At 66.9% G+C, this 20,358-nt stretch carries 16 protein-coding genes and 1 pseudogene; 15 read left to right on the top strand and 2 right to left on the bottom strand.

Annotation, left to right across the window (positions count from 1 at the left end; translation table 11 throughout):
• The first annotated feature begins 5 nt into the window (after positions 1–5).
• From A3Q37_RS32955 to A3Q37_RS32940, 4 genes are all read left to right on the top strand, one after another.
• Complete coding sequence (locus tag A3Q37_RS32955; protein WP_255312024.1) at positions 6–1,814, top strand: recombinase family protein; 1,809 nt, start codon at positions 6–8, stop codon at positions 1,812–1,814.
• Positions 1,815–2,324: 510 nt separating this feature from the next.
• Complete coding sequence (locus A3Q37_RS32950; protein WP_065490463.1) at positions 2,325–2,507, top strand: hypothetical protein; 183 nt, start codon at positions 2,325–2,327, stop codon at positions 2,505–2,507.
• A gap of 1,493 nt (positions 2,508–4,000) precedes the next feature.
• Positions 4,001–4,492, top strand: coding sequence for a hypothetical protein (locus A3Q37_RS37000; protein WP_141693634.1), 492 nt, complete (start codon positions 4,001–4,003; stop codon positions 4,490–4,492).
• 22 nt (positions 4,493–4,514) lie between these two features.
• Positions 4,515–5,342: a hypothetical protein gene (locus tag A3Q37_RS32940; protein WP_065490459.1), complete on the top strand. Its 828-nt coding sequence runs from the start codon at positions 4,515–4,517 to the stop codon at positions 5,340–5,342.
• Between the two features lie 1,374 nt (positions 5,343–6,716).
• On the opposite strand, the gene A3Q37_RS32935 is transcribed toward A3Q37_RS32940, so the two are convergent.
• A complete protein-coding gene (locus A3Q37_RS32935; RefSeq protein WP_065490457.1) occupies positions 6,717–7,928 on the bottom strand; it encodes a helix-turn-helix transcriptional regulator in 1,212 nt (403 codons plus the stop codon).
• Between the two features lie 771 nt (positions 7,929–8,699).
• Here A3Q37_RS32935 and A3Q37_RS32930 point away from each other — a divergent pair.
• The 3 genes from A3Q37_RS32930 (at position 8,700) to A3Q37_RS36710 (ending at position 10,329) form a co-directional block, all read left to right on the top strand.
• Positions 8,700–9,599 carry a radical SAM protein gene (locus tag A3Q37_RS32930; RefSeq protein ID WP_079138093.1) on the top strand — a complete coding sequence of 300 codons (900 nt, stop codon included), beginning with the start codon at positions 8,700–8,702 and terminating at the stop codon, positions 9,597–9,599.
• A gap of 26 nt (positions 9,600–9,625) precedes the next feature.
• Entirely contained in the window at positions 9,626–9,973 is a 348-nt protein-coding gene (locus A3Q37_RS32925) for a hypothetical protein (protein WP_065490453.1), read from the top strand.
• 95 nt (positions 9,974–10,068) lie between these two features.
• Entirely contained in the window at positions 10,069–10,329 is a 261-nt protein-coding gene (locus A3Q37_RS36710; protein ID WP_107471629.1) for a hypothetical protein, read from the top strand.
• Positions 10,330–10,375: 46 nt separating this feature from the next.
• Here A3Q37_RS36710 and A3Q37_RS32920 read toward each other — a convergent pair.
• Positions 10,376–11,494 (bottom strand): annotated as a pseudogene (locus A3Q37_RS32920) (LON peptidase substrate-binding domain-containing protein); the annotation flags it as partial.
• A gap of 200 nt (positions 11,495–11,694) precedes the next feature.
• Here A3Q37_RS32920 and A3Q37_RS32915 point away from each other — a divergent pair.
• From A3Q37_RS32915 to A3Q37_RS37420, 8 genes are all read left to right on the top strand, one after another.
• Positions 11,695–12,456, top strand: coding sequence for a TnsA-like heteromeric transposase endonuclease subunit (locus tag A3Q37_RS32915; RefSeq protein WP_065490451.1), 762 nt, complete (start codon positions 11,695–11,697; stop codon positions 12,454–12,456).
• 68 nt (positions 12,457–12,524) lie between these two features.
• The gene (locus A3Q37_RS32910; RefSeq protein ID WP_079138096.1) at positions 12,525–14,489 is read left to right on the top strand and encodes a Mu transposase C-terminal domain-containing protein; all 1,965 of its coding nucleotides are present in this window, start codon (positions 12,525–12,527) and stop codon (positions 14,487–14,489) included.
• Positions 14,486–15,562 carry an ATP-binding protein gene (locus A3Q37_RS32905; RefSeq protein ID WP_079138092.1) on the top strand — a complete coding sequence of 359 codons (1,077 nt, stop codon included), beginning with the start codon at positions 14,486–14,488 and terminating at the stop codon, positions 15,560–15,562. Before A3Q37_RS32910 ends, A3Q37_RS32905 begins: the two co-directional genes overlap by 4 nt.
• Positions 15,562–16,791 (top strand): TniQ family protein, encoded by a 1,230-nt coding sequence (locus A3Q37_RS32900; protein WP_065490449.1) that lies wholly within the window; start codon positions 15,562–15,564, stop codon positions 16,789–16,791. The genes A3Q37_RS32905 and A3Q37_RS32900 overlap by 1 nt, the downstream gene beginning before the upstream one ends.
• Positions 16,792–17,049: 258 nt before the next feature.
• A complete protein-coding gene (locus tag A3Q37_RS32895) occupies positions 17,050–17,742 on the top strand; it encodes a spermidine synthase (RefSeq protein WP_065490486.1) in 693 nt (230 codons plus the stop codon).
• 233 nt (positions 17,743–17,975) lie between these two features.
• Positions 17,976–18,713 carry a response regulator transcription factor gene (locus A3Q37_RS32890; protein ID WP_030079431.1) on the top strand — a complete coding sequence of 246 codons (738 nt, stop codon included), beginning with the start codon at positions 17,976–17,978 and terminating at the stop codon, positions 18,711–18,713.
• Positions 18,710–19,786 carry a HAMP domain-containing sensor histidine kinase gene (locus A3Q37_RS32885; RefSeq protein ID WP_065490447.1) on the top strand — a complete coding sequence of 359 codons (1,077 nt, stop codon included), beginning with the start codon at positions 18,710–18,712 and terminating at the stop codon, positions 19,784–19,786. The genes A3Q37_RS32890 and A3Q37_RS32885 overlap by 4 nt, the downstream gene beginning before the upstream one ends.
• A 281-nt stretch (positions 19,787–20,067) precedes the next feature.
• Positions 20,068–20,358 (top strand): 2-oxoglutarate dehydrogenase E1 subunit family protein (locus A3Q37_RS37420; protein ID WP_176711561.1); only part of this gene is annotated, 291 nt, incomplete at its 3' end.

Genomic DNA, 20,358 nt, shown 5'->3' with positions numbered 1-20,358 from the left:
CCCCCATGACCACGGAGCGAGTGACCGGCATGGCATACCACGCGGCAGGCTATGACAGGCAGTCCGAGGCGCGGAAGAATCAGAGCGCCACATCCCCCGCTGTCCAGCGGCGCAACAACCGGGCCGAGGCAGAACGCCGGGCCCGCGCTGGCGAGGACATTGTATGGGTCGGTCATTTCTCCGAAGCACTCGGCACCTCCGCTTTCCGCGTGGAAAAGGAACGGCCGGAATTCGAGCGACTGCTAACCGCGTGCCGCCGAGGCCAAGTCAACATGATCATTGTTGACTACGTGAGCCGGTTCTCTCGCCTTGAGGTCATGGACGCAATCCCGATCGTCTCGGAGTTGCTGAACCTCGGCGTGGTAATCGTGTCCACCTCGGAGGGGACATTCCGTAAGGGAAACCTTATGGACTTGATCCACCTCATGATGCGGCTTGACGCTGCACACAACGAGAGCAAGAACAAGAGCCGTGCTGTCAGCGGGGCACACAGCATGGCTAAGCGTCTCGGTGGATTCATGGGAAAGCCGCCGTACGGTTTCGAGCTGTACCCGCTTGAGGTTCCCAACCCGGACAACCCCAAAGAGATCATCGTTATTCAGAAACTCCGCCACGCCCGCACCAAACTTTCCGGCCCCTTCAAGACCGAGGGCGACGTTTTGCGGCAGGCGGCCAATCTGTTTGAGGCTGACATGGGCGGAGCCACACAGAACCGCCGAGGAGAGGGAAACCGCGCCGGTTCCCTTAACGGAATCTGCGTCGGATTCCGAGAGTCCAAGGTGCCGACGCGTGGCCAAATCGTCGGCAAGAAGACGGCCGACAGCGAATGGGACCCTGCGGCCCTCAAGCGCATGTTGCGCGACCCGCTGATTGCCGGATTCGACCGAGACCCGATCAAGAACGATTCGGGAAAGGTGACCGGCTACAGGATCAAGCGCGACCCCGTGACCATGCGGCCGATTGAACTTGAATGCGGGCCGGTCATCCCGCCCGCTCAGTGGTGGAAAATCCAGCCGGGCCTAGACGCTACCGGCCGAGGAAAGGGCCAGACCCGCAGCACCGAGCAAGCGCTACTTAGCGCGATGGACCGCCTTTGGTGCGAGTGCGACAACGTCATGGTCGGTCACCGGAAATTGGCCAACCCTTCCAAGTCGTCGTACCACTGCAAGCGCGGAAACAAGATCAAGCCGGGCCAGCATGAGGGCACGGTCACGATCAACATGATTGGCCTTGACGACTACGTGACGCGCCGAGTTTTCGCCCTCATCACGACGGCCGAGGACGACCCCGAAACGGCCGACATCATGGCCGAGGCTGCGCGCCGGTGGGGTGTGCTGCATGAGGCCCCCGAGAAAGCCGGTGAGCGCTCCGAATTGCTGGCCGAAAGGGCGGACGCCGTGCGGGCCCTTGAGGACCTGTACGAGGACCGCAAGGCCGGTGGCTACTCGGGCAAGATCGGACGGCGCGCATTCCTCAAGGCCGAGGCGGAAGCGTCCATGCGCATGGAGGCCGCCGAGGAGCGGCTAGCCGAACTGGACGAGAGCGCAACGCCCGTTCTCCCCATCGCTGAATGGACAGCGCGGGAAGACGGTTGGGACGGCGACCCGATCGGGGAAGGCACGTGGTGGGCCAAGGCCAGCACTGACGACCGGCGCGAACTGATCCGGCTATTCGTGGACCGGATCACGGTACGTAAGTCCAACGTCATCGGGTCGGCCCCTGGAAAGAAAGCCATCATCGGCCCCCGCGTGGATATCGCTTGGGCCGAGCCTCCCGCCGAGGAGGACGAGGACACCCAAGACATGGCCGCGTAAGCGGCTCTGAGAGGCGACTAGGGCCCCGGTGGGATAACTCCCCGCCGGGGCTTTCTCGTGCCCGCAGACGGCCGCACAGAGCCTTTGCCGACCGGCCAGCGCCGAGGGGTTCGGGACGCCTGCCGACAACGACCCCGAGGAAGCCACAGGCGGCCGTCTGAGCGCCGCTCTCCCGTTCGCTGGCCGGTTCCCCGGAATGCCCGCCGACAGACCGTCAGGGGCGCGTACAGAAACCTGTAACGAGCCAATTACTCAGAGTGATAATTGGCTCGCCGGCTCGCATATCACGGATTGGTAACAACGCTGTCGGCAATGCCCGTTCAGCCACCTATGCGGTTAACCAACACCCCTCGTAATGCATGAGGGCAGCGAGTGGCGCTAGCTCATTGGCCAACCTGGCTAACCGCGCTCGCTGCTCCTCCACGTGGAACCACGCCTCAACGTTGAAGTGTGCTCTTAACCGGCACGCCTCGGGGCGGTCCTAGGAGAGAACGGCAAGGAGGAAACGCGGTGCCGATTACTCAGACGCTCGATCTCGAAACGCTGGTCACCCGCATGAACGCATGGGCCAGCGAGACCGACACAAAGCGCGGCCGACTTGTTCGCGTATTCCGCAGCCCAAAGACGAACCGCCCCGACCTACAGGCGGCCCGGTTGCTGCTACTGATCCAAGAGGCCGAGTCGCACGCCTGAGAGAAACCCGCTGTCTTACGATGGCGGGCTTTTTCTTCACTGAGTTTAGGGACTTTCGGGGACAGTGCGTGCCCCTCAACTCTCTTTAGGGATTGCCTCGTGTCTCCGGAACTCGGTTTAGGAGCCCCCCCCTTTGTCCACGCAACCGCGTATTGGGCCACACCTCGTGCCCCGAAAGGAACGAAACGCCATGACTAAGAACGAACTAATTTCCCTACTGCGCGACGCTGAGTCTGTACTGTTCGATTCTCTCGGAAAGAACATCAGCGGGGCCGAGGAACTGCACCAGCGGCTAGCCGCAGCGCTCCGGTCCGAGGCGGCGGGAACGGCTGACGGTACGTGCGCAAGCTGCGGTAATACCCTTACGCAGCAGTCCACCGGTCGCCCGCGTGTGTATTGCGGCGAGGCTTGCAAGAAGCGCGCGTACCGGTCTAAGCGAGTACAGCGGGAGAGCTGAGCCGGTCTCTCTTTCTTCTTACTTTTTATCTCTGTTACGTAATGAAAGATGTATGTACCTAGTTACGTGTTCCCTATGGGGTTTCCAGGGGGCAACTGAGAACTAGGTACAGCATCAGCACTCTTCGTAACACTCCCGAGGAGACAACAAATGCTTACTTTCTCTCTATCCTGCGAGGCGTGCGGCGGTCCGCTGTCCGGCCGTCAGACTGCCGTTTGTTCCAACGCTTGCCGACAGGCCCGTAAGCGCATGCGGAAACTGACCGACGCGCAGCGCGAGGAACTGCTATGGGGCCGTGACTGTGCGTACCCCGGATGCCGTGAGGCTTTCGACCCGCGCACGCCGACACAGCGGTATTGCGATGAGAACTGCAAGGCGGCTCACAAGCTGGACGCCGACAATGCACGCTGGGAAGCCGTCTGCGAGTTGGACGGCTGCGACAACAGCACGGGGTGGGACGGAGTCGGGCGCGCACGCCGCTATTGCTGCGACGCTCACAAGGTGAAGGCGTACCGCCTACGTAAGGCCGCTGAGAGCGCGTCTGCGGGCCGTTGAAGGGTTGGCCGGTCTCTCTGGCCATTGGCGCGGAGATAGGCGCTCAGAGAGGCGCTGAGCCATTTCGATAGGGGTCGGCCGGCTCGGGTATCAATTCGGTTACGGAATGGCGCTCGACGTGCGTTATTCCGAGGTTTTCGAGCATTTCCCTTAACCAACTCACCTCGTAAGGCGTGAAGGGCGTGAAGGGCGTTACGGCGTCCGTCCGGGATTTCGGTGAATCCCTCCAGTCGGCGCGTGACCGGTCGGTTAGTTCCTTTCCTGACCGGTCCCGCCCGTCGGCATCACACCTCAACGTTGAGGCGTGCCACCGGTCCCCCCTGCGGCTGTCCCCGCAATCACCCTCATTCTTCGGTGAGTTGAAGTCTCGCGCGCATGCAGCGGCGGACTCCTCGCCGGTGGGCCCCCTCGCCCGCTGTTTGGTCTGGACAGAGACCGCAGCGCGTGAGGGGGCCCTTTTTCGCATCCGGAAGGACGACTGATGACTTTCTATTCGCGTGACGGGCGAGCCGGGCCTGAACTCCACGACATGACGACCGGCGGGCAGGGTTCGAATTCCCGGCTCAATAGCGCGCGTATGCAGCAGGGTTCGGCCGAGAATGCCGACCGGCTACTAGCTGAGCGGCGGTCGTCCTCCGCTGTCAGCCATAGCGACATGGCAGCCGAGCATTACGCCGAGCGGGCCGCACGCAAGGAAGCCGATCAGCGCCAGGCGGAAGAGGACATCCATTGGGAAAATGTGCGGCGAGAGCGAGACGAACAGAATGACGCCGTGCGTGGCTTTGAGATCGAGGACCCACACCCGCACCCGCTTGGCTTGCCTGCCCCTAATGACCCCGACGCCGATCTCAATACGGCGTATTTCGAGACCCTTGCATGGGAAAAGCGCCGTGAAGATTACCTGACGCGTGCCGAGGGCGAGGAACTAGCGGCCCGTATCACCACCGGCATTCTCCGTCCCTGGACCCGATAACCAACCCCAAGGAAGTAACCCAATGGCCGAGATCACCACCCCGGAAGACCTACTAACCCCAAACATCGAATTCATGATGCGCAACCGGCGTCATGGGGCCCTAGCGCCAAAGGCGGCCGAGGACCGTTGGCAGGCTGTGCAGGCCGTTGCCAGCGAAATGGAGCGGCTATCTGAGCTGTTCTATGAGCGGTCCGAGGCTGCCGAGGATGCACGCCTAGAGGCTGTCGCCGCACATGCCCGCGCTGCCGATTCCGCTAAGGACGTCCCCGCTGGCCTAGGCGCAAAGGTGCAGGATGCCAAGCTGGCCGTAGACGGCACCCTTTCCGCATTCCGCGCCAACATCCCCCGCCTGTCGGCGGCCCGTAAGGCGTATGACGCGCTGTTCGATGACCGCAAGTTCATCACGGAATACCGCGCTGCTGTATCGGCGGAATTTCTCAAGCGTCGTGATGCTGCGGTGAAGGCATTCAAGGCCCTTGATGCTGAGATTCCCAAGCTAGCCGAGCTATACCGGCTGCTAGGCGACTTCACACTTAACCACCTACTGAGTGACAGTGTGCGCGATATTGAGTTCAACGGTGCGAAGCTGGAAAATGGCGGCGTCTTCACTGGAAATGGGCGGCGTAGTTGGGACGCTCCTGATCTCAGCGAGGCACTAAGCACCGCTCGCCGGTACGTGCTGAGCGATGACCCAATCAAGGGCGGCACGCTGCTAACCGAGGATCTAGACGCCATTGCCGATGCCCTCCCCGATCTGGCCGAGCAGCGTTACGAGGAATGGCAGGAAGCGCTAGCAAGCGAGCGTATGCGGATGCGGAATGCAGGGCCGTACGGCGCTTTCACGCACTAGCAAATTGCCTAGCGGGGTCGGACCGGCATTCGCCACCGGCCCCGCTCGCTGTCGAGAGGAATTCCCTATGGCATGGGAGACAAGCAACCGGCGCGAGCGGCTACCGGCCAACTGGGAGCGCCTACGTGCCCGCGCAATTCGACGGGCGGGGGGTCGCTGTGAGGGGGTCCTACTCCATACCGGCCAGCGCTGCGAGGCAGACGGCACAGATGTTGACCACATCACCCCCGGCGACGACCACAGCCTAGACAATCTCCAATTGCTGTGTCGCTGGCATCACAGCCAAAAGACACAGGCGGAGTCAGCAGCAGCGCGAGCAATCAAGAGGGCGGCCATTCCAAAGGCCGACCCCACCGGCACCAGGGATGAGCCCACACCTGATCCCTGGTGATCCTCGGCGCGCTGCAATGCGCTGCGAATTCACCTCGGATATCACGCAAGGTGACTGCGCTTGTTGTCACTCAGAGTGGCCAAAGGGGTGGGGGGTGACCCCCTTTAGGCCCCTTTCCGGACCGCAAGCGTATAGCAGCTCTCTCCGTGTACGGGTTTCAGAGTCGCCCAAGCACATGGCCGCTACAGCGCGTGATATCGACACCGTGCCCGCTGATCACGGAACGCACACACCACACCTCAACGTTGAGGTGTGCCCACAAGCCATCGGAGTACGCCAATGCCTGAAAGCCGAACGTGCGGCCGTCCCGGCTGCAATCGCGTCACGCGCCCCCGCCGTGATGGGAGAGGACGTAAGCAGTATTGCCGCAACGCATGCCGTTGTTGGCATCGCGCCTTTGTGCAGTTCAATGAAAACGGAGCAGCCCCCGGACGAGACGGCGCGACGGATGCCGTTCTGTTCGCTGGCCTGCTCGCGCTCAACTTGGATGCCGGAGCGTCGCCGGTGTTGGATGAACTGTTCCACGCTTACGGACGCGAGCGGGCGAATGCCTGACGTTCGGATCTGCGCGCGGCTTGGATGCGAGAAACCATGTCGGCGTCGCGCTGGTAATAGCGGGGTCCATCGTTGGTGCTGTGCCCGCTGTAGGAAATGGCATCTTGCCTTCACGGCATTTTGCGAGGGCGGTGTAGCTCTTGGGAGAGATGCGGAAATTGATGATGACCTGTTTGCGAGGACACTTGATCCTCGCGTTCACCGTGAGGCCCGACCCCTGATTGATGAACTGTTCGACGCCTACGGGCGAGCCTGACCACACCTCAACGTTGAGGTGTGCACACGACCCCCCGATGACCGTTCGCGGCCGTCGGGGGTTTCTCGCGTTTCCGGGGCACCTTCGAAATAAAGGCGGGTATCCCGGCCGGCGTGGGGTGCTCGGGCGGGTTTCGACCAGTGCCCCCAAGGATTTTCGCCGCCTTTGATTCCTAGGCTGCCGAGTCGAGAACGGCCCGCACCTCGGGCACGTCGGCGTACTCAGCGAGTCGGGCCAGCACGACCCGCACCCGTTCCGCTGTCCGCTCGCTGGCTACGTCGGCCGACAGCGAGAGCACACGTTCCGCAGTGGCCGCCGCTTCCTCGGGTTCGTTCGCGTCGGCGTACGCAACGGCCAACCACGAGAGGTACAGGGCGAGTTCGCGGGTATGCGTCGCGTCGTATTTCCCGAGGACTTCCCGCAGCAACGGAACAGCGCGGAGTGGTCGCCGCAGCTCGGTATAGACCCTGGATTCCATGACTTGCAATTCCCCGGCATCCACCCAATACAGGTATGCCGGTGCCTCGGTTTCCCCGCTATCCTCGGCCAGTGCTTCCGACGCTTCCCCGAGGGCGCGCATTGCGTGCTGCGCATTCTCGGTGCCTCCCGCTTTCGTGGCCGCCCATGCCACCCGATCGAGGTACAGCGCCCGAGCCTTTCCCGGTGCGTCCGGCCCCGCCCCGTCGAGAGCAGCGCGAGCAAGGTCTAGGCCCTCCAACTCCCGCCCTGTGTTGCTCAGTTGGTAGGCCAGCGATCCGGCAAGGTTCCCGGCTAGCGTCCGGTCCTCGGCCTGCGTCGCTGCGCTGAGACCTAGTCGGTAGATGCGTTCGGCCTCGGCGTGCTGGCCAGCGTCCGACGCGATCCAACCTGCGATCTGCGCCAACTCCCCGATCTGCACGAGAAGTTGACGGCCCGTCAGGTCGGTGTAGCTGTGCGCCTGGAAGATTCGAACAGCCTTTCGAAGCTCTCGCAGCGCGGGCCGCATGAGATCCCCACCGGCCAGCACGTCATCAGCGAGCCGTAGACCGTGCACCCGCTGTTGCATGTCGGCCACCTGCCCCATGCCGACCCGGCCGCCTGTACGGACGCTCAGAGGTGCTAGCGGGTCCTCGGCGGGCAGGAAGTCGGCCAGCGTCGGCAAGGGCGGCTCAGGGGGCGTCACGGGCGTTGTGAGCACTTCCACGGGGACGCCGAGGGCAGCAGCGAGGAAGGGCAGCCACTCGCGCGGCGTGCGCTTGCCTGTCTCCCACCGGCTGACTTCCTGTCGGCCGACCGGCTCACCAATGACACCGGCCGCGCGGCACACCTCACGCGCTAGCCGGGCCTGACTCCATCCGAGGCGGTCACGCTCGCGCCGGATGTTGGCCCCGATTCCGCTGCTCATGCTTCCAGTCTGGCCGACAGTTGGCCTACACGTGGCCGCTAGTCGGAGATCAATTACGGCCGGACGCTGGACGCCGAATTGCCGACAGAGGGAACGGCGGACCGATGGCCACACAGGAGAGCACCGCGACACTCACGGCCCCGCGACCGGTTGCCGGTTGTGCGCACTGCGACAAGGTGGCGCAGGACCGAGACCGAGCCAAGGCGAACGGCGACGCGTCCGGCGTGAGTGACTGCAACGTCCGGTTGCGTCGGCACCTGGGGGCGGACCACTCGTGACCCATGCCCCCGCAAGGCGACAGAAGCGCCGTACGCGGCCTCTCCCGGAACCTGAGCTAGTCAGCCTCATAGACGACCCCCACGGGCCGTACGCGGACTCTCCGGCCGGTTGGTGGGACCAGTACGGCGGTGCGCTGGATACGCGTAGCGGCGTGGTCTACCTGCCGGGGCCGACTCATCCCCCGTCGCCGTTCCATGACGGCGACTGCCCCAACTGCGTGCCGTACGAGGAAAGCCCGTGAAGTACGTACGCCGGTTCGGCTGGTCCGTGTTCGTGTTCGTCGTCGCCGCGCTGTCCTCGGCAATTCCCACGCTGGCCGCATTGGGCCGCCTCTAAACTCCCGTCCCCTTTCGGTGCCGCACAGCTCCCCCCGTGCTGATTGCACAGGCCCGAAAGGGGACGGGTTCCAACTCCCACCCCCGATGATTCCTCAATGGACGGTCGAGTCATCGGGGGTGGGTTCCCAAACCCCCAGGTGTAAGGAGACGCACGATGAGCACTGCCGGAAACCGTCTCTTATTCGCGTGGCTTGAGATCACGGGACTCTGCAACGAGTTCTGTGATCACTGCTACGCGGACAGCGGACCCAAGGGAACACACGGGACCATGACCGTGCGGGACTGGTTGAACGTGATTGACCAGCTTGCCGACATGGGCACCCTGGACGTTCAGTTCATCGGAGGAGAGCCGACGCTCTACCCGAGTCTGCCCGCGCTGATCAAGCACGCTCACGGGCGGGGCCTCGGTATCGAGGTGTTCTCGAACATGACCCATATCCGCCCGGAACTGTGGGACGCATTCGGGGAGTTCGGCGTCAAGCTGGCCACGTCGTACTACTCGGACAGTGCCGAGGAACACGATGCGGTGACGCAACTCCGAGGGGCGCACAAGAAGACTCGCGCCAACGTGCAAAAGGCGCTGTCTCTCGGTATCCCGCTACGGGGCGGAGTCGTCGCCGTGCGGGACGGACAGCGAGTGCAGGAAGCGGCGCAGGACCTTACGGCGCTCGGCGTCGGCACGGTCGGCGGAGACCGTACCCGCGCATTCGGGAGAGCGAGTCAGGGGGCCGCGCCGACCATCGCTGATCTGTGCGGGCACTGCGCCCACGAGAAATGCGCCATCGGTCCGACCGGTGATGTGTGGCCGTGCGTCCTCGGTCGATTTCTGACCATCGGGAACGTGCTGGAAAAGCCGATCTCCGATATCTGGGGCGGCGCGCAGATGACCGACGTTGCGGCCGATATCGCGGCGGTTCACGGCGATGGTGTCCAATCGTGCACCCCTCCGCAATTCCTGCCCATGTGCGGGCCGTGCGGTCCGTGCGTTCCCTCGGTCGGGCACTGCGACCCCAGGGAAGCGGAGAGCGCCGCTACGATCGGCGCACCGGCCTAATCCGCTGATCATGAGGGGACGCACACATGGACGATCACGGGGACGACTTCGGCCCGTGGGGGTGGGAAGGCGACGGAAACGCCATTCGGCGGACCGAGGATGAATGGCTGACCATCGCTCGGTACGTCCGGCACGCAGCCAACAAGCTCGGGCCGGATCTCCCGCTGTGCCTTCCTGGTGAACCGCAGGAATGCGGGCGGACGGCTCAACAGCACGTCATCGCGTGGGCCGCGCACCTCCGGGCGGTGTCCCATCACCTGATCGAACAGGCCACCCCGAGCGAGGCCAGGGGCGCGCACGCTGTCGGCCCGCTGTACCAACGTCGTCTCGCGGAGCTGCGTTCTCAGACGGCATCGGTACGCGCCCCCGGCTGACCGGCTGCACCCCTTGACGGCCCCGCTTGTGTGCCCTCCCCCGTGGCGCATGAGCGGGGCCCTGTGCTGTCCGTCGCTGGCCGTAAGGTGCCCCCATGCATGTTGCCTGGGAAATCGACTTCGAAGACGTAGCCGGAAGCGAGGAGCGGCCGAACGCTCAATCCGCATCGGAGTTGATCACTGACGTTTTGTTGAACGTCTTTCAGAGCGAAGAAACCATGACCCGCGCTCACGTCATGTTGCACGTTGCGACACCCGTGCATATGCAGATGATCAGCGAGGGGGCCGCCGCCGTAGAGCGGGGCGAAGAATGGACGACCGAGGTAGGGCCGATCCGGGTAACACTGCGTCCGTAGCCCACGTTTCCGCAGGTCAGAGCGGGTCCACCCAACTGTGTTAGCCTTTGCCCACGCCGGGCGGTCCGACGAGGGCGAGCACCGCGCCTCCGCGACGCCCGCCGACGACGCCCAGCCCCCGGTCGGCACGCCGCTTGCGCACCGCGAGGTATTCGGTGATCCGCTCCTTCACATCGGCGAGACCGGCGTGCTCGGCGTCCAGGACGGCCTGGGCGCCACGGATGTCGTAGGAGTCCTCGGTACGTTCATTCCAGGGAAGCTCAAGAACGGTGTCCAGCCAGGTCCTGATCCAGGACCCCTCAGGCGACTGGTCGCTGGACCGCTCCAGCTTCTCGACCTCCTTGAGCGCGGCCTCGCGGACGTGCTCGGGCAGATCGGCGGCCTCGACGCGGGCCCGGTAGTCGTCGGACTCGTCCTCCGGGTCGCCGTTGAGCTCGGCGAGCTCCTTGCGTACGGCATCGAGCTGGCGGCGCAGCAGGAATTCGCGCTGCTGCTTGTCGACGCCGTCCTGGACGTCCTTGGCGATGGACTCGGCCACGTCCTGCTCGGCGAGGTGCTCGCTCAGCCACTGGATGGCGAGCTTCAGCCGGGCGATCGGGTCCACGGTCTCCAGGAGCTGGACCTTCTGGGCCGTGGAGAGGAACGGCGAGTATCCGGAGTTGTCGGCGAGCGCGGAGACGTCGTCGATCTGCTGGACCCGGTCCACGACCTGCCAGGCGCCGCGCTTCTTCAGCCAGCTGGTGGCGAGCGCCTTGTACTCCTTGACGAGCTCGGCGGCGGATCCGGGCAGCGGGTCGGGAGCGGCGGTCTCCAGCACGGTCCCCTCGACCCAGAGCGCCCGCCCGGGACCGCTGGTCCCGGCCCCGATACGGACCCGGTCGCGGGCCCGGATGAGCGCGCCCGGATCGCCGTCCGACAGGCGTCCGACCTGCTCGACGGTGCCGAGGACACCGGTCCCCGTGTACGTACCGTCGATCCGCGGGACCAGCAGCACCTGCGGCTTGCCGCCGCCGGGACGGGCGGCGGCCTGCGCGGCCTCGACTGCGGCGCGCACCTCGGTGTCGGACAGGTCCAGCGGCACCACCATGCCGGGCAGGACAACCTCGTCGTCGAGCGGCAGCACGGGCAGGTCGATCGGTGTGAACGCCTGGGACTCGTTAGTCATGATCTCCCCTTCGGCAGGCAAGTTGAGCTATGTGGACTCAATGCTTATGAGCCGCCGAATGTTCCCCGGGCCGTGTTCGCTCTGAGCGATCAGCTCGCCCGTTGTCCTGTGACGTGGATCTCTTCGTTTTGCAGCTTCATCCTTCGCCTGGCCTTTCGTCTTGCAGAGTGACCTTTCGTCGCGGCTCGGGTTAGGGAGTTGTGGCAGGTTCGTTAGAGGTGCTGCCGGGCGGAGTCTCCGGGCCGCCGGCGGAGGGATTCGAGATCGCGTACGCCGACCGGGACGGCTCAGAGTTCCGCGCCTCGCTAGTGGACGCCTGGGCTGTGCGGTTCGAGGACGCTGCGCCGGTACGCACGTTCAAGTCGTACAAGGGTCAGCGGCACCTGCCGGGTCTGTGGTGGTCATCCACGGTGGGCTGGCATATCGGGTACGAGTCCTGGCTGGAGCGCGATCATGTGATGCTGCTGGACTTCGACCCGTCGGTGGTGGGTATCTCGTCTCAGCCGTTCTGGCTGTTCTGGCGGTCGGACGCAGGCAAGGGCATCTCGCATGCGCCGGACTACTTCGCGCGCCGCGACGACGGCACGGCGGTGGTGGTCGACTGCCGTCCGGCGAATCGGCGCAAGCGCCGGGACCTGGCGAAGTTCGAGGCGACGCGAGAAGCCTGCGCTCAAGTCGGGTGGGAGTTCCGGCTGGTCGGGACACCGGACGCGATCGTGGTGCGCAACGTGCGCTGGCTGGCGGGCTACCGCCACCCCCGGCACCGGCTGGAGCCCGTGGCCTCCGAGCTGTTGGCGGCGTTCGCTGAGCCGCAGCCGTTGATGACGGGTGCATCGGCAGTGGGGGACCCGATCGGAGTGCTCCCGGTGCTATTCCACCTGCTGTGGTTGCACGAGTTGTCGGCGGATGTGTCGGTGCCGTTGCATGCACTCTCGCTGGTGTCCGCGGGGACGCCGCGGTGACGGCCGGACCGGGCAAGCCGGTGTTGCGGCCCGGGGACTGGGTCACCTACGACGACGGGGACCATCAGGTGGTGGCGCTCGCCGGTACGTCCGTGCGGCTGCGGTCGGCCACCGGGAGGGAATCAGTGGTGCTGGCCTCGCACCTGATGGCGGCGCCGGACTTCACCGTCACCGGCACGGAGCCGCTGCCCGTGCTGGAGCCGTCTGGGCTGCTGGCGACGTTGCCGGGGCCGGTGCGGGAGGCGGCCCACGAGTGGGAACGGCACATGGTGGAGATCGAGACCGGGTTGCCTCCTGGCGCCGCGCCGGGCACGCCGCCGCGCCCCGGCTATGACCCGGCAGCCTTCTCGCTGATGGAACGGATGGCGGCGAAAGCACGGGAACTGGGGGTAACGGTTCGGACCGTGCAAAGCCGACGGTCGCGCTACGTCCGGCAGGGAGTCTGGGGGCTGGTGGACCAGCGGACGACCCAGACCTGGGAGGCGACGGGGCGGGCGGACGAACGGCTGGTCGCGGCCGTCCAAGAGGCCCTGGAAGCCGAGACGAACATCTCGACAGGGACCCGGTCGCGGCTGATCCGCCGGGTGGTCAAGCTGGTGGAGGCCACCCACGGCGAAGGGGTGGTGCCGCTGCCGAGTCAGCGGACCTTCTACAAGCTGGTCGACGCGCTGTCCACGGGGAGGCACACCTTCGGTTCAGCGGTCACACGGCGGCAGACGGCAAACCGGCCGCAGGGGCCGTTCACACCGACGTTCGCGGACCGTCCCGGGGAACAGGTGCAGATCGACTCGACCCCGCTGGATGTGATGGTGGTTCTCGACTCGGGGCTGACGGCCCGCGCGGATCTGACGATCGCAGTCGACGTCGCGACCCGCACGATCTGCGCTGCGGTGCTGCGGCCGGTGGGTACCAAGGCGGTGGACGCCTCGCTGCTGCTGGCCCGGATGCTGGTGCCCGAGCCGATGCGGCCCGGCTGGTCCGCGAGCCTGCGGATGGCGGCCTCCCGGATGCCGCACATGCGCCTGCTGGATGTGGACACGCGGATGGAACAGGCCGCGGCGAAACCGGTGATCGTGCCGGACACCGTCGTCATCGACGGCGGCAAGGTATTCATCTCCGACACGTTCCTGCGGGCCTGCGAACGGCTCGGCGTCTCGGTGCAGCGGGCGCGTCCGCGCACGCCGACCGACAAGGCGATCGTGGAGGCCACCTTCTCCTCGATCAACACGCTGTTCACCCAGCACCTGGCGGGCTACACCGGCCGGGATGTCTCCCGCCGCGGCGAACGGGTCGAGGACCGGGCCGTCTGGACGGTCCCGGAGCTTCAGGAGCTGCTGGATGAATGGCTGCTGGCCGGGTGGCAGACCAGACCACACAGCGCTCTGCGCGACCCGTTCCGCCCGAAGAGGGCGATGTCGCCAAACGACAAATACGCCTCGCTGGTGGCGGCCTGCGGCTATCTGCCGCTCGTGCTGCGCGGCGAGGACTACCTGGAACTGCTGCCGGTGGCCTGGCGGGCGGTCAACGACTACGGCATCCAGATCAGTTACCGCACCTACGACAGCCCCGACCTGGGTCCGTATCGGCGCGAGCACTCCGGGATCACCGCCCAGCGCGGTCTGTGGGAAGTGCACTACGACCCCTACGACCTGTCCCAGGTGTTCGTCCGCACGCCGGGCGGCTGGGTCACCACGCCCTGGACACAGTGGCCGCTGGTGAACGCGCCGTTCGCCGACTTCACCTGGCAACACGCGCGCCGCCTGGCAGCCGAGGCCGGACTGGACAACACCAACGAGTCGGCTGTCGCCCGCGTCCTGGATGGCCTGCTCACCCGCGCCGAACACGGCCCGGACACCCGGTCGGCCAAGGTGGCCGCCCGCACCCGCACCGCCCGCGGCATCCCCGCTCCCGCCGCGGCTTCCGAGACCGACAACGACACCGCGTCCGAGCCGGAGATCAAGGTCCATCCGCCAGCGCCGGTGGCGGAGTTCGGGATCTTCGACGCCCACGCAGAAGCCGAGAGGTGGCTATGAACACGCCCTCCTTGCCCGCACCGGACACGGCAGCGGAGGTTCCGCCAGACAACCCGCTGACCACTAAGGAGGGCTGGCGTCACTTCGTCGGCCACGAGCCGGTTCCGCCCGGTCTGCTGACGGCCGCCGAGCAGGCAGCGCTGAGCCCGCGGGAGCGGATGCGCGAGGACGAACAGCGCCGCGAGTATCACGCCGACCTGCCGATGGTGAACACTCCGGTCATCCGCAAGGTGACGGCCACATCCCGGCTGCTGATCCAGCTCAACCGCAACCAGATCTCCGCCCGCCGCGGCGTGATCCTCTCCGGCGCCTCCGGCACCGGGAAGACGACCGCGCTGACCCAGCTCGGGCGGGCGCACGAGCTGGCCGTCCGCAAGCGGCACCCACGTGATGCGAACCGGCTCCCGGTTCTCTATGTCACCGTCCCGCCAGCGGCCACCCCGAAGATGCTCGCGATGGAGTTCGCCCGCTTCTTCGGGCTGACGTTCCCCTCCCGCGCCAACGTCACCGACATCGTCGACGCCGTCTGCGCAACAGCCGCCCATGTCCGTGTCGACCTGGTGCTCGTCGACGAGATCCACAACCTGACCCTCGCCACCCGCTCCGGGGCCGAAGCCTCCGACCAGCTGAAATACTTCGCCGAACGGCTGCCCGCCACCTTCGCCTACGCCGGCATCGACGTCGAGTCCAAGGGCCTGTTCAGGGGCACCCGGGGAGGGCAGATCGCCGGACGTTTCGTCGTCATCCCAGCCGCCGCCTTCTCACACGCCACCGCCGAGGACCAGGACGCCTGGCGGGCCCTGGTGGGCACCCTGGAGTCCACACTCCGACTGCACCACCACGCCCTCGGCACGCTGGCCGGGCTGAGCGAGTACCTCTTCCACCGCACCGGCGGCATGATCGGCAGCCTCTCCCAGCTCATCCGCGGCGCCGCCGTCCTCGCCATCGAGGACGGGAGCGAGCGCATCACCGAGGACCTCCTGGAGGCCGTTCCTGTCGACTACGCGGCCGAGCAGTCCGAGAGGCGCACCGCCCCCGCCAGACCCGCGAGGAAGCGGAGGCGCGTGGCCTGATGCACATCCGCCGACTGCCCGATCCCGTTCCCCCCGCACAGCACGAGATCCCCGCCTCCTACATCGGGCGCCTGGCCACCCTCCACGGCCTCGACATCAACGACCTCTGGACACAGGTCACCGAGCGTGAGAAGTCCGGCGGCATGCGCCGCGTCGTCGTCCCCGAACGCCTCGCCGCGCTCACCGGCCGCACCGTCCACGCCCTTGCCGGAGCCCTGCCCGAACTGCGCGCACCACGGCCCGACTGGACGATGTTCCGGCACCAGCCGCAGACCGGCTGCCACCACTGCGACGCCCGGCACCCCGGAGGCAAAGTGACCCGGCTCCTGCCCCACCACCGCTACGTCTGCCTGCGCCACCGCACCTGGATCGGGCCGCCCGACATCGACCATCCCGCCGTCGACCTCACCCGGCTGCCCGAAGTCGTCGACGCCCAGCGCAAACACCTGCGCATCCTCAGCCGCTACGGCTGGGCCGCCACCTACGACGCCGTGCTCAGCGGCCTCATGCTCTGCGCACACATCTGGTCCGTCGACGGCTACCCGGTCCCCTTCGGCACCTGGGACACCTGGGACGACCGCCTCGACCTCCTCATCCCGTTCGACCGGGAGAAGCAGGACTACATCGACTACAGCACCTCGCGAATGTTCGCAGCGGTCTATCCCGAGGCCGTTGCCCTGGCACCCCTGATCGCCTCACCCCACTGGCGGCAGCTGGCCGACGGCACCAAGGCCAAGCAAGCCCGCTTCTTCACGGAGATCAGCAACCGCGTCACCTACCCCTACCGCCCACCCGACCGCAAGGGCGACGCCATCGCGCACTGGTCCCTCGCCGACTCCTGGCGCCCACCGAGCCAGCCCCTGACGACCTACACGCCCGGCCGGATGCGCGGCAAGCTCCCCGGCCTCGCAGCGAACCGACTCGCCCGCCACGAAAAAGCCGCGATGTGGTTCAACCGAACCCACAAGGATCTGGGTCGCACACTCCTCTTCCACAGCCACCTCAAACCGGTCCTCCTGCGTGACCGCGAACACCGATACGAGAAGTGGGAAGGAACCATCTGGCACAGCACACGCACCGACGATCTCATGCGCAAGGAGGTCGCGGAAATGCGCCGAGCCTCCGAAGCCAAGCCCCCTCACCTGCCACAGCAACGGACGGAAAACGAAGAGTCAATCTGCACAAAATCTGATGGCACAGCGCAACCCATCTCATCGCCTCGCAGCTAGGACGTCGGAGCCAACGCAATGTGAAACGACACCCGACACCCGCCGCGCGCCGCACCCCTCTTTCCCGTTCTTTCCCGGGCGCCCCTCCCCGTACGGGAGCGCCCGACGGCGGACGGTTGTTCCCCGCCCCGGAGCCCGGAACCCGCTGGCCTTCACCCCGCCCGGCGGGACAGGATGGACGCGCATCGACCGCCGACGACCGGATACCGGAGAGCCGCCCCCATGTCCGCGACATCCACCTGGCCCGCCCCCGAACCGATGGAATCGCTGCCCGTGCGCTCCACCGACACCCCTGTCGTCCTCGACCGTCGCGAAGGCCCCTTCGGCGAGGTCGTGCTGCGGGAGCGCGGGGAGCACTTCGAGATCATCGCCAACGGGTGCTTCCTGATGGACACTTCCGACGGGCGCTCCGAGCGGCTGCTGATCGACGTCGCGCTGGCCTCGCTGCCCGCCGACCGGGCGGCGCCCTCCGTGCTGATCGGCGGGCTCGGCGTCGGGTTTTCCCTGGTGCGGGCCGCCGAGGAGGGGCGCTGGGGGCGGATCGTGGTCGTGGAGCGGGAGCAGGCGATCGTGGACTGGCACCGGGCCGGGCCGCTGGGGCGGATCTCCGGGGCGGCGCTGGCCGATCCCCGGGCCGGGATCCTGCACGCGGACCTGGTCGCTCATCTCCGTACCACCACGGAGCGTTACGACGCGCTCTGCCTGGACATCGACAACGGGCCCGACTGGACGGTCACGGAGGGCAACGAAAGCCTCTACTCCCCGGCCGGTCTGGCGCACTGCCACGACCGTCTGAACCCGGGCGGAGTGCTCGCCGTCTGGTCCGCGCAGCCGTCGCCCGCCTTCGAACAGGCGTTGCGGAATGCCGGGTTCAGCGGGGTTCGGACGGAAGAGGTGGCCGTTGCCCGAGGTGTGCCCGACGTGGTCCATCTCGCACTCCGGGCCGGCTGAACCCCCTCCCGGTATGCGCGGCCCGGCGGCGGCACGGGTCAACCGGCACAAGGCAGACGATCCGGCCGCCCGCCCGGCCCGAACTCGTCACCCCGGGGCAACACCCTGCGTAGCCGGGAGCCCTCCGCTGCCTTTACGCTGCTGACCGGCACACGGGATCACCCACGAAAACCACGAGCGAAGACCGTGCCTCCGGGGGAATGGCTCCCGCGAGAACGGGCAGGGGCGGGGCGATGGAACAGACACACACCACCCACAACGGCGTCGCGGCCACCCCGGGGGCTCAGCGCCGGGTGCTGGTGGTCGAGGACGACGCCACGATCGTCGACGCCATTTCCGCCCGGCTGCGGGCGGAGGGCTTCCTGGTGCAGACCGCGCTGGACGGCCCCGCGGCCGTGGACGCGGCCGAGGCCTGGCAGCCCGATCTGATGGTGCTCGACATCATGCTTCCGGGCTTCGACGGCCTGGAGGTCTGCCGCCGGGTGCAGGCGCAGCGCCCGGTGCCGGTGCTGATGCTCACCGCACGCGACGACGAGACCGACATGCTGGTCGGGCTCGGGGTCGGCGCCGACGACTACATGACCAAGCCGTTCTCCATGCGGGAGCTGGCCGCCCGGGTGCACGTGCTGCTGCGCCGGGTGGAGCGGGCGGCGCTGGCCGCCGTCACCCCGCGCAGCGGGATACTGCGCCTGGGCGAGCTGGAGATCGACCACGCGCAGCGCCGGGTCCGGGTGCGCGCCGAGGACGTCCACCTCACGCCGACCGAGTTCGACCTGCTGGTCTGCCTCGCCAACACCCCGCGCGCGGTGCTCTCCCGGGAGCAGCTGCTGGCCGAGGTGTGGGACTGGGCGGACGCCTCGGGCACCCGTACGGTCGACAGCCACATCAAGGCGCTGCGCCGGAAGATCGGCGCGGAGCGGATCCGTACCGTGCACGGTGTGGGTTACGCCCTGGAGACTCCCGCGCCATGACCCGGCCAGGGTCCGGACTGCGGCCCTTCTCGATCAAGGCCAAGCTCGGCACGCTCGTCGTGGTCTCGGTGTTCATCACCACGGGTCTGCTGATCGTCGCGCTGCGGACCCGTACGGAGTTCCGCTTCATCACGGTGTTCTCGGTGATCGCCACCCTGCTGATCACCCAGTTCGTGGCGCACGGTCTGACCGCGCCGCTGGACGAGATGAGAGCGGTGGCCCGGTCGATCTCGCACGGCGACTACACGCGCCGGGTGAGCGGTGCCGGGCGGCGGGACGAGCTGGGCGACCTGGCGCAGACGATCAACCGCATGGCGGACGATCTGGAGGCGGAGGACCGGCATCGAAAAGAACTGGTCGCCAATGTCAGCCATGAGCTGCGTACGCCCATCGCGGCGCTGAGAGCCGTGCTGGAGAACGTGGTGGACGGGGTGTCCGCCGCCGATCCGGAGACGATGCGCACGGCACTGAAACAGACGGAGCGGCTCGGACGGCTGGTCGAGACGCTGCTGGACCTGTCGCGCCTGGACAACGGGGTCGTCGCGCTCAAGGCACGCCGTTTCGAGGTGTGGCCGTATCTGTCGGGCGTACTGAAGGAGGCGAATCTCGCCGCCTCGCAGCGACGCCTGTCGTCGGGTTCGGGCAATCACTCCCGTACGGACGTCCATCTGCATCTGGACGTCTCGCCGCCGGAGCTCACCGCGCACGCGGACGCGGAGCGGCTGCACCAGGTGGTCGCGAACCTGATCGACAACGCGGTCAAGCACAGCCCCCCGCACGGCCGGGTGACAGTGCTGGCGCGGCGCGGGGCCCACCCCGAGTCGCTGGAGCTGGAAGTGATCGACGAGGGGCCCGGCATCCCGGAGGCGGAGCGCCACCGGGTGTTCGAGCGGTTCAACCGGGGCCAGGCGCCCTCCCCGCAGGGTCCGGGCAGCGACGGCGGTACGGGCCTGGGCCTCGCCATCGCCCGCTGGGCGGTCGATCTGCACGGCGGCCGGATCGGTGTGGCCGAATCCGTACGGGGCTGCCGAATCCAGGTCACCCTCCCGGGAATCCCCGAGCCGCGCGGTTGACGGCCTCGTTGACATAGGGTCGAACCGGAAGGGCACATTCACCGTGTCCTGCCAGCAGGGGGCCTCAAGGGGATACGGTCGCAGGGCCGTGTCCACGGTCCTGCGTACCCGAAGTGCAGTGGAACCTCGCTTGTTTCCCGCCATTTCCTGCGCCGAAACCCGCCCTTCGATGTGATGTGCACGACGAAGCACCGGCCCGGCCTGCAAGGAACGGTTCGGGGGGCGTAGCCTTGATTTCCGCTGTCCATCACCTTGTGAAGCGGAAGAGGGCGGTTGCCGCCGTGTCGTCTCAGTCCCCCAGTAACTCAAGCGTCTCGACCGACCAAGCCAGCCCGGGCACCAACCCGGCCGCGGCTTTCGGCGCCAATGAATGGCTCGTCGACGAGATCTACCAGCAGTACCTCCAGGATCCCAGTTCGGTCGATCGCGCCTGGTGGGACTTCTTCGCCGACTACAAGCCGGGTACCGCCGGCACGGCGGACAAGCCCGCTCCCGGCGCCGGGGCCTCGGGGGCCCCGGTGACCGGGGCAGCCGCCCCGGCCGCGCCCGCCCCGGCAGCCGCTCCGGCCCCG

Origin of the sequence: Streptomyces sp. PTY087I2 (assembly GCF_001687325.1) — a bacterium.
Taxonomy (GTDB): Bacteria; Actinomycetota; Actinomycetes; order Streptomycetales; family Streptomycetaceae; genus Streptomyces.
This window is presented reverse-complemented; position numbering and strand designations above follow the sequence as displayed.

Coding starts and splice junctions, on each gene's coding strand:
- A3Q37_RS32955 (WP_255312024.1), top strand. CDS start 6: ATGACCACGGAGCGAGTGACCGGCATGGCATACCACGCGGCAGGCTAT.
- A3Q37_RS37000 (WP_141693634.1), top strand. CDS start 4,001: ATGACTTTCTATTCGCGTGACGGGCGAGCCGGGCCTGAACTCCACGAC.
- A3Q37_RS32940 (WP_065490459.1), top strand. CDS start 4,515: ATGGCCGAGATCACCACCCCGGAAGACCTACTAACCCCAAACATCGAA.
- A3Q37_RS32935 (WP_065490457.1), bottom strand. CDS start 7,928: ATGAGCAGCGGAATCGGGGCCAACATCCGGCGCGAGCGTGACCGCCTC.
- A3Q37_RS32930 (WP_079138093.1), top strand. CDS start 8,700: ATGAGCACTGCCGGAAACCGTCTCTTATTCGCGTGGCTTGAGATCACG.
- A3Q37_RS32925 (WP_065490453.1), top strand. CDS start 9,626: ATGGACGATCACGGGGACGACTTCGGCCCGTGGGGGTGGGAAGGCGAC.
- A3Q37_RS36710 (WP_107471629.1), top strand. CDS start 10,069: ATGCATGTTGCCTGGGAAATCGACTTCGAAGACGTAGCCGGAAGCGAG.
- A3Q37_RS32905 (WP_079138092.1), top strand. CDS start 14,486: ATGAACACGCCCTCCTTGCCCGCACCGGACACGGCAGCGGAGGTTCCG.
- A3Q37_RS32900 (WP_065490449.1), top strand. CDS start 15,562: ATGCACATCCGCCGACTGCCCGATCCCGTTCCCCCCGCACAGCACGAG.
- A3Q37_RS32895 (WP_065490486.1), top strand. CDS start 17,050: ATGGAATCGCTGCCCGTGCGCTCCACCGACACCCCTGTCGTCCTCGAC.
- A3Q37_RS32890 (WP_030079431.1), top strand. CDS start 17,976: ATGGAACAGACACACACCACCCACAACGGCGTCGCGGCCACCCCGGGG.
- A3Q37_RS32885 (WP_065490447.1), top strand. CDS start 18,710: ATGACCCGGCCAGGGTCCGGACTGCGGCCCTTCTCGATCAAGGCCAAG.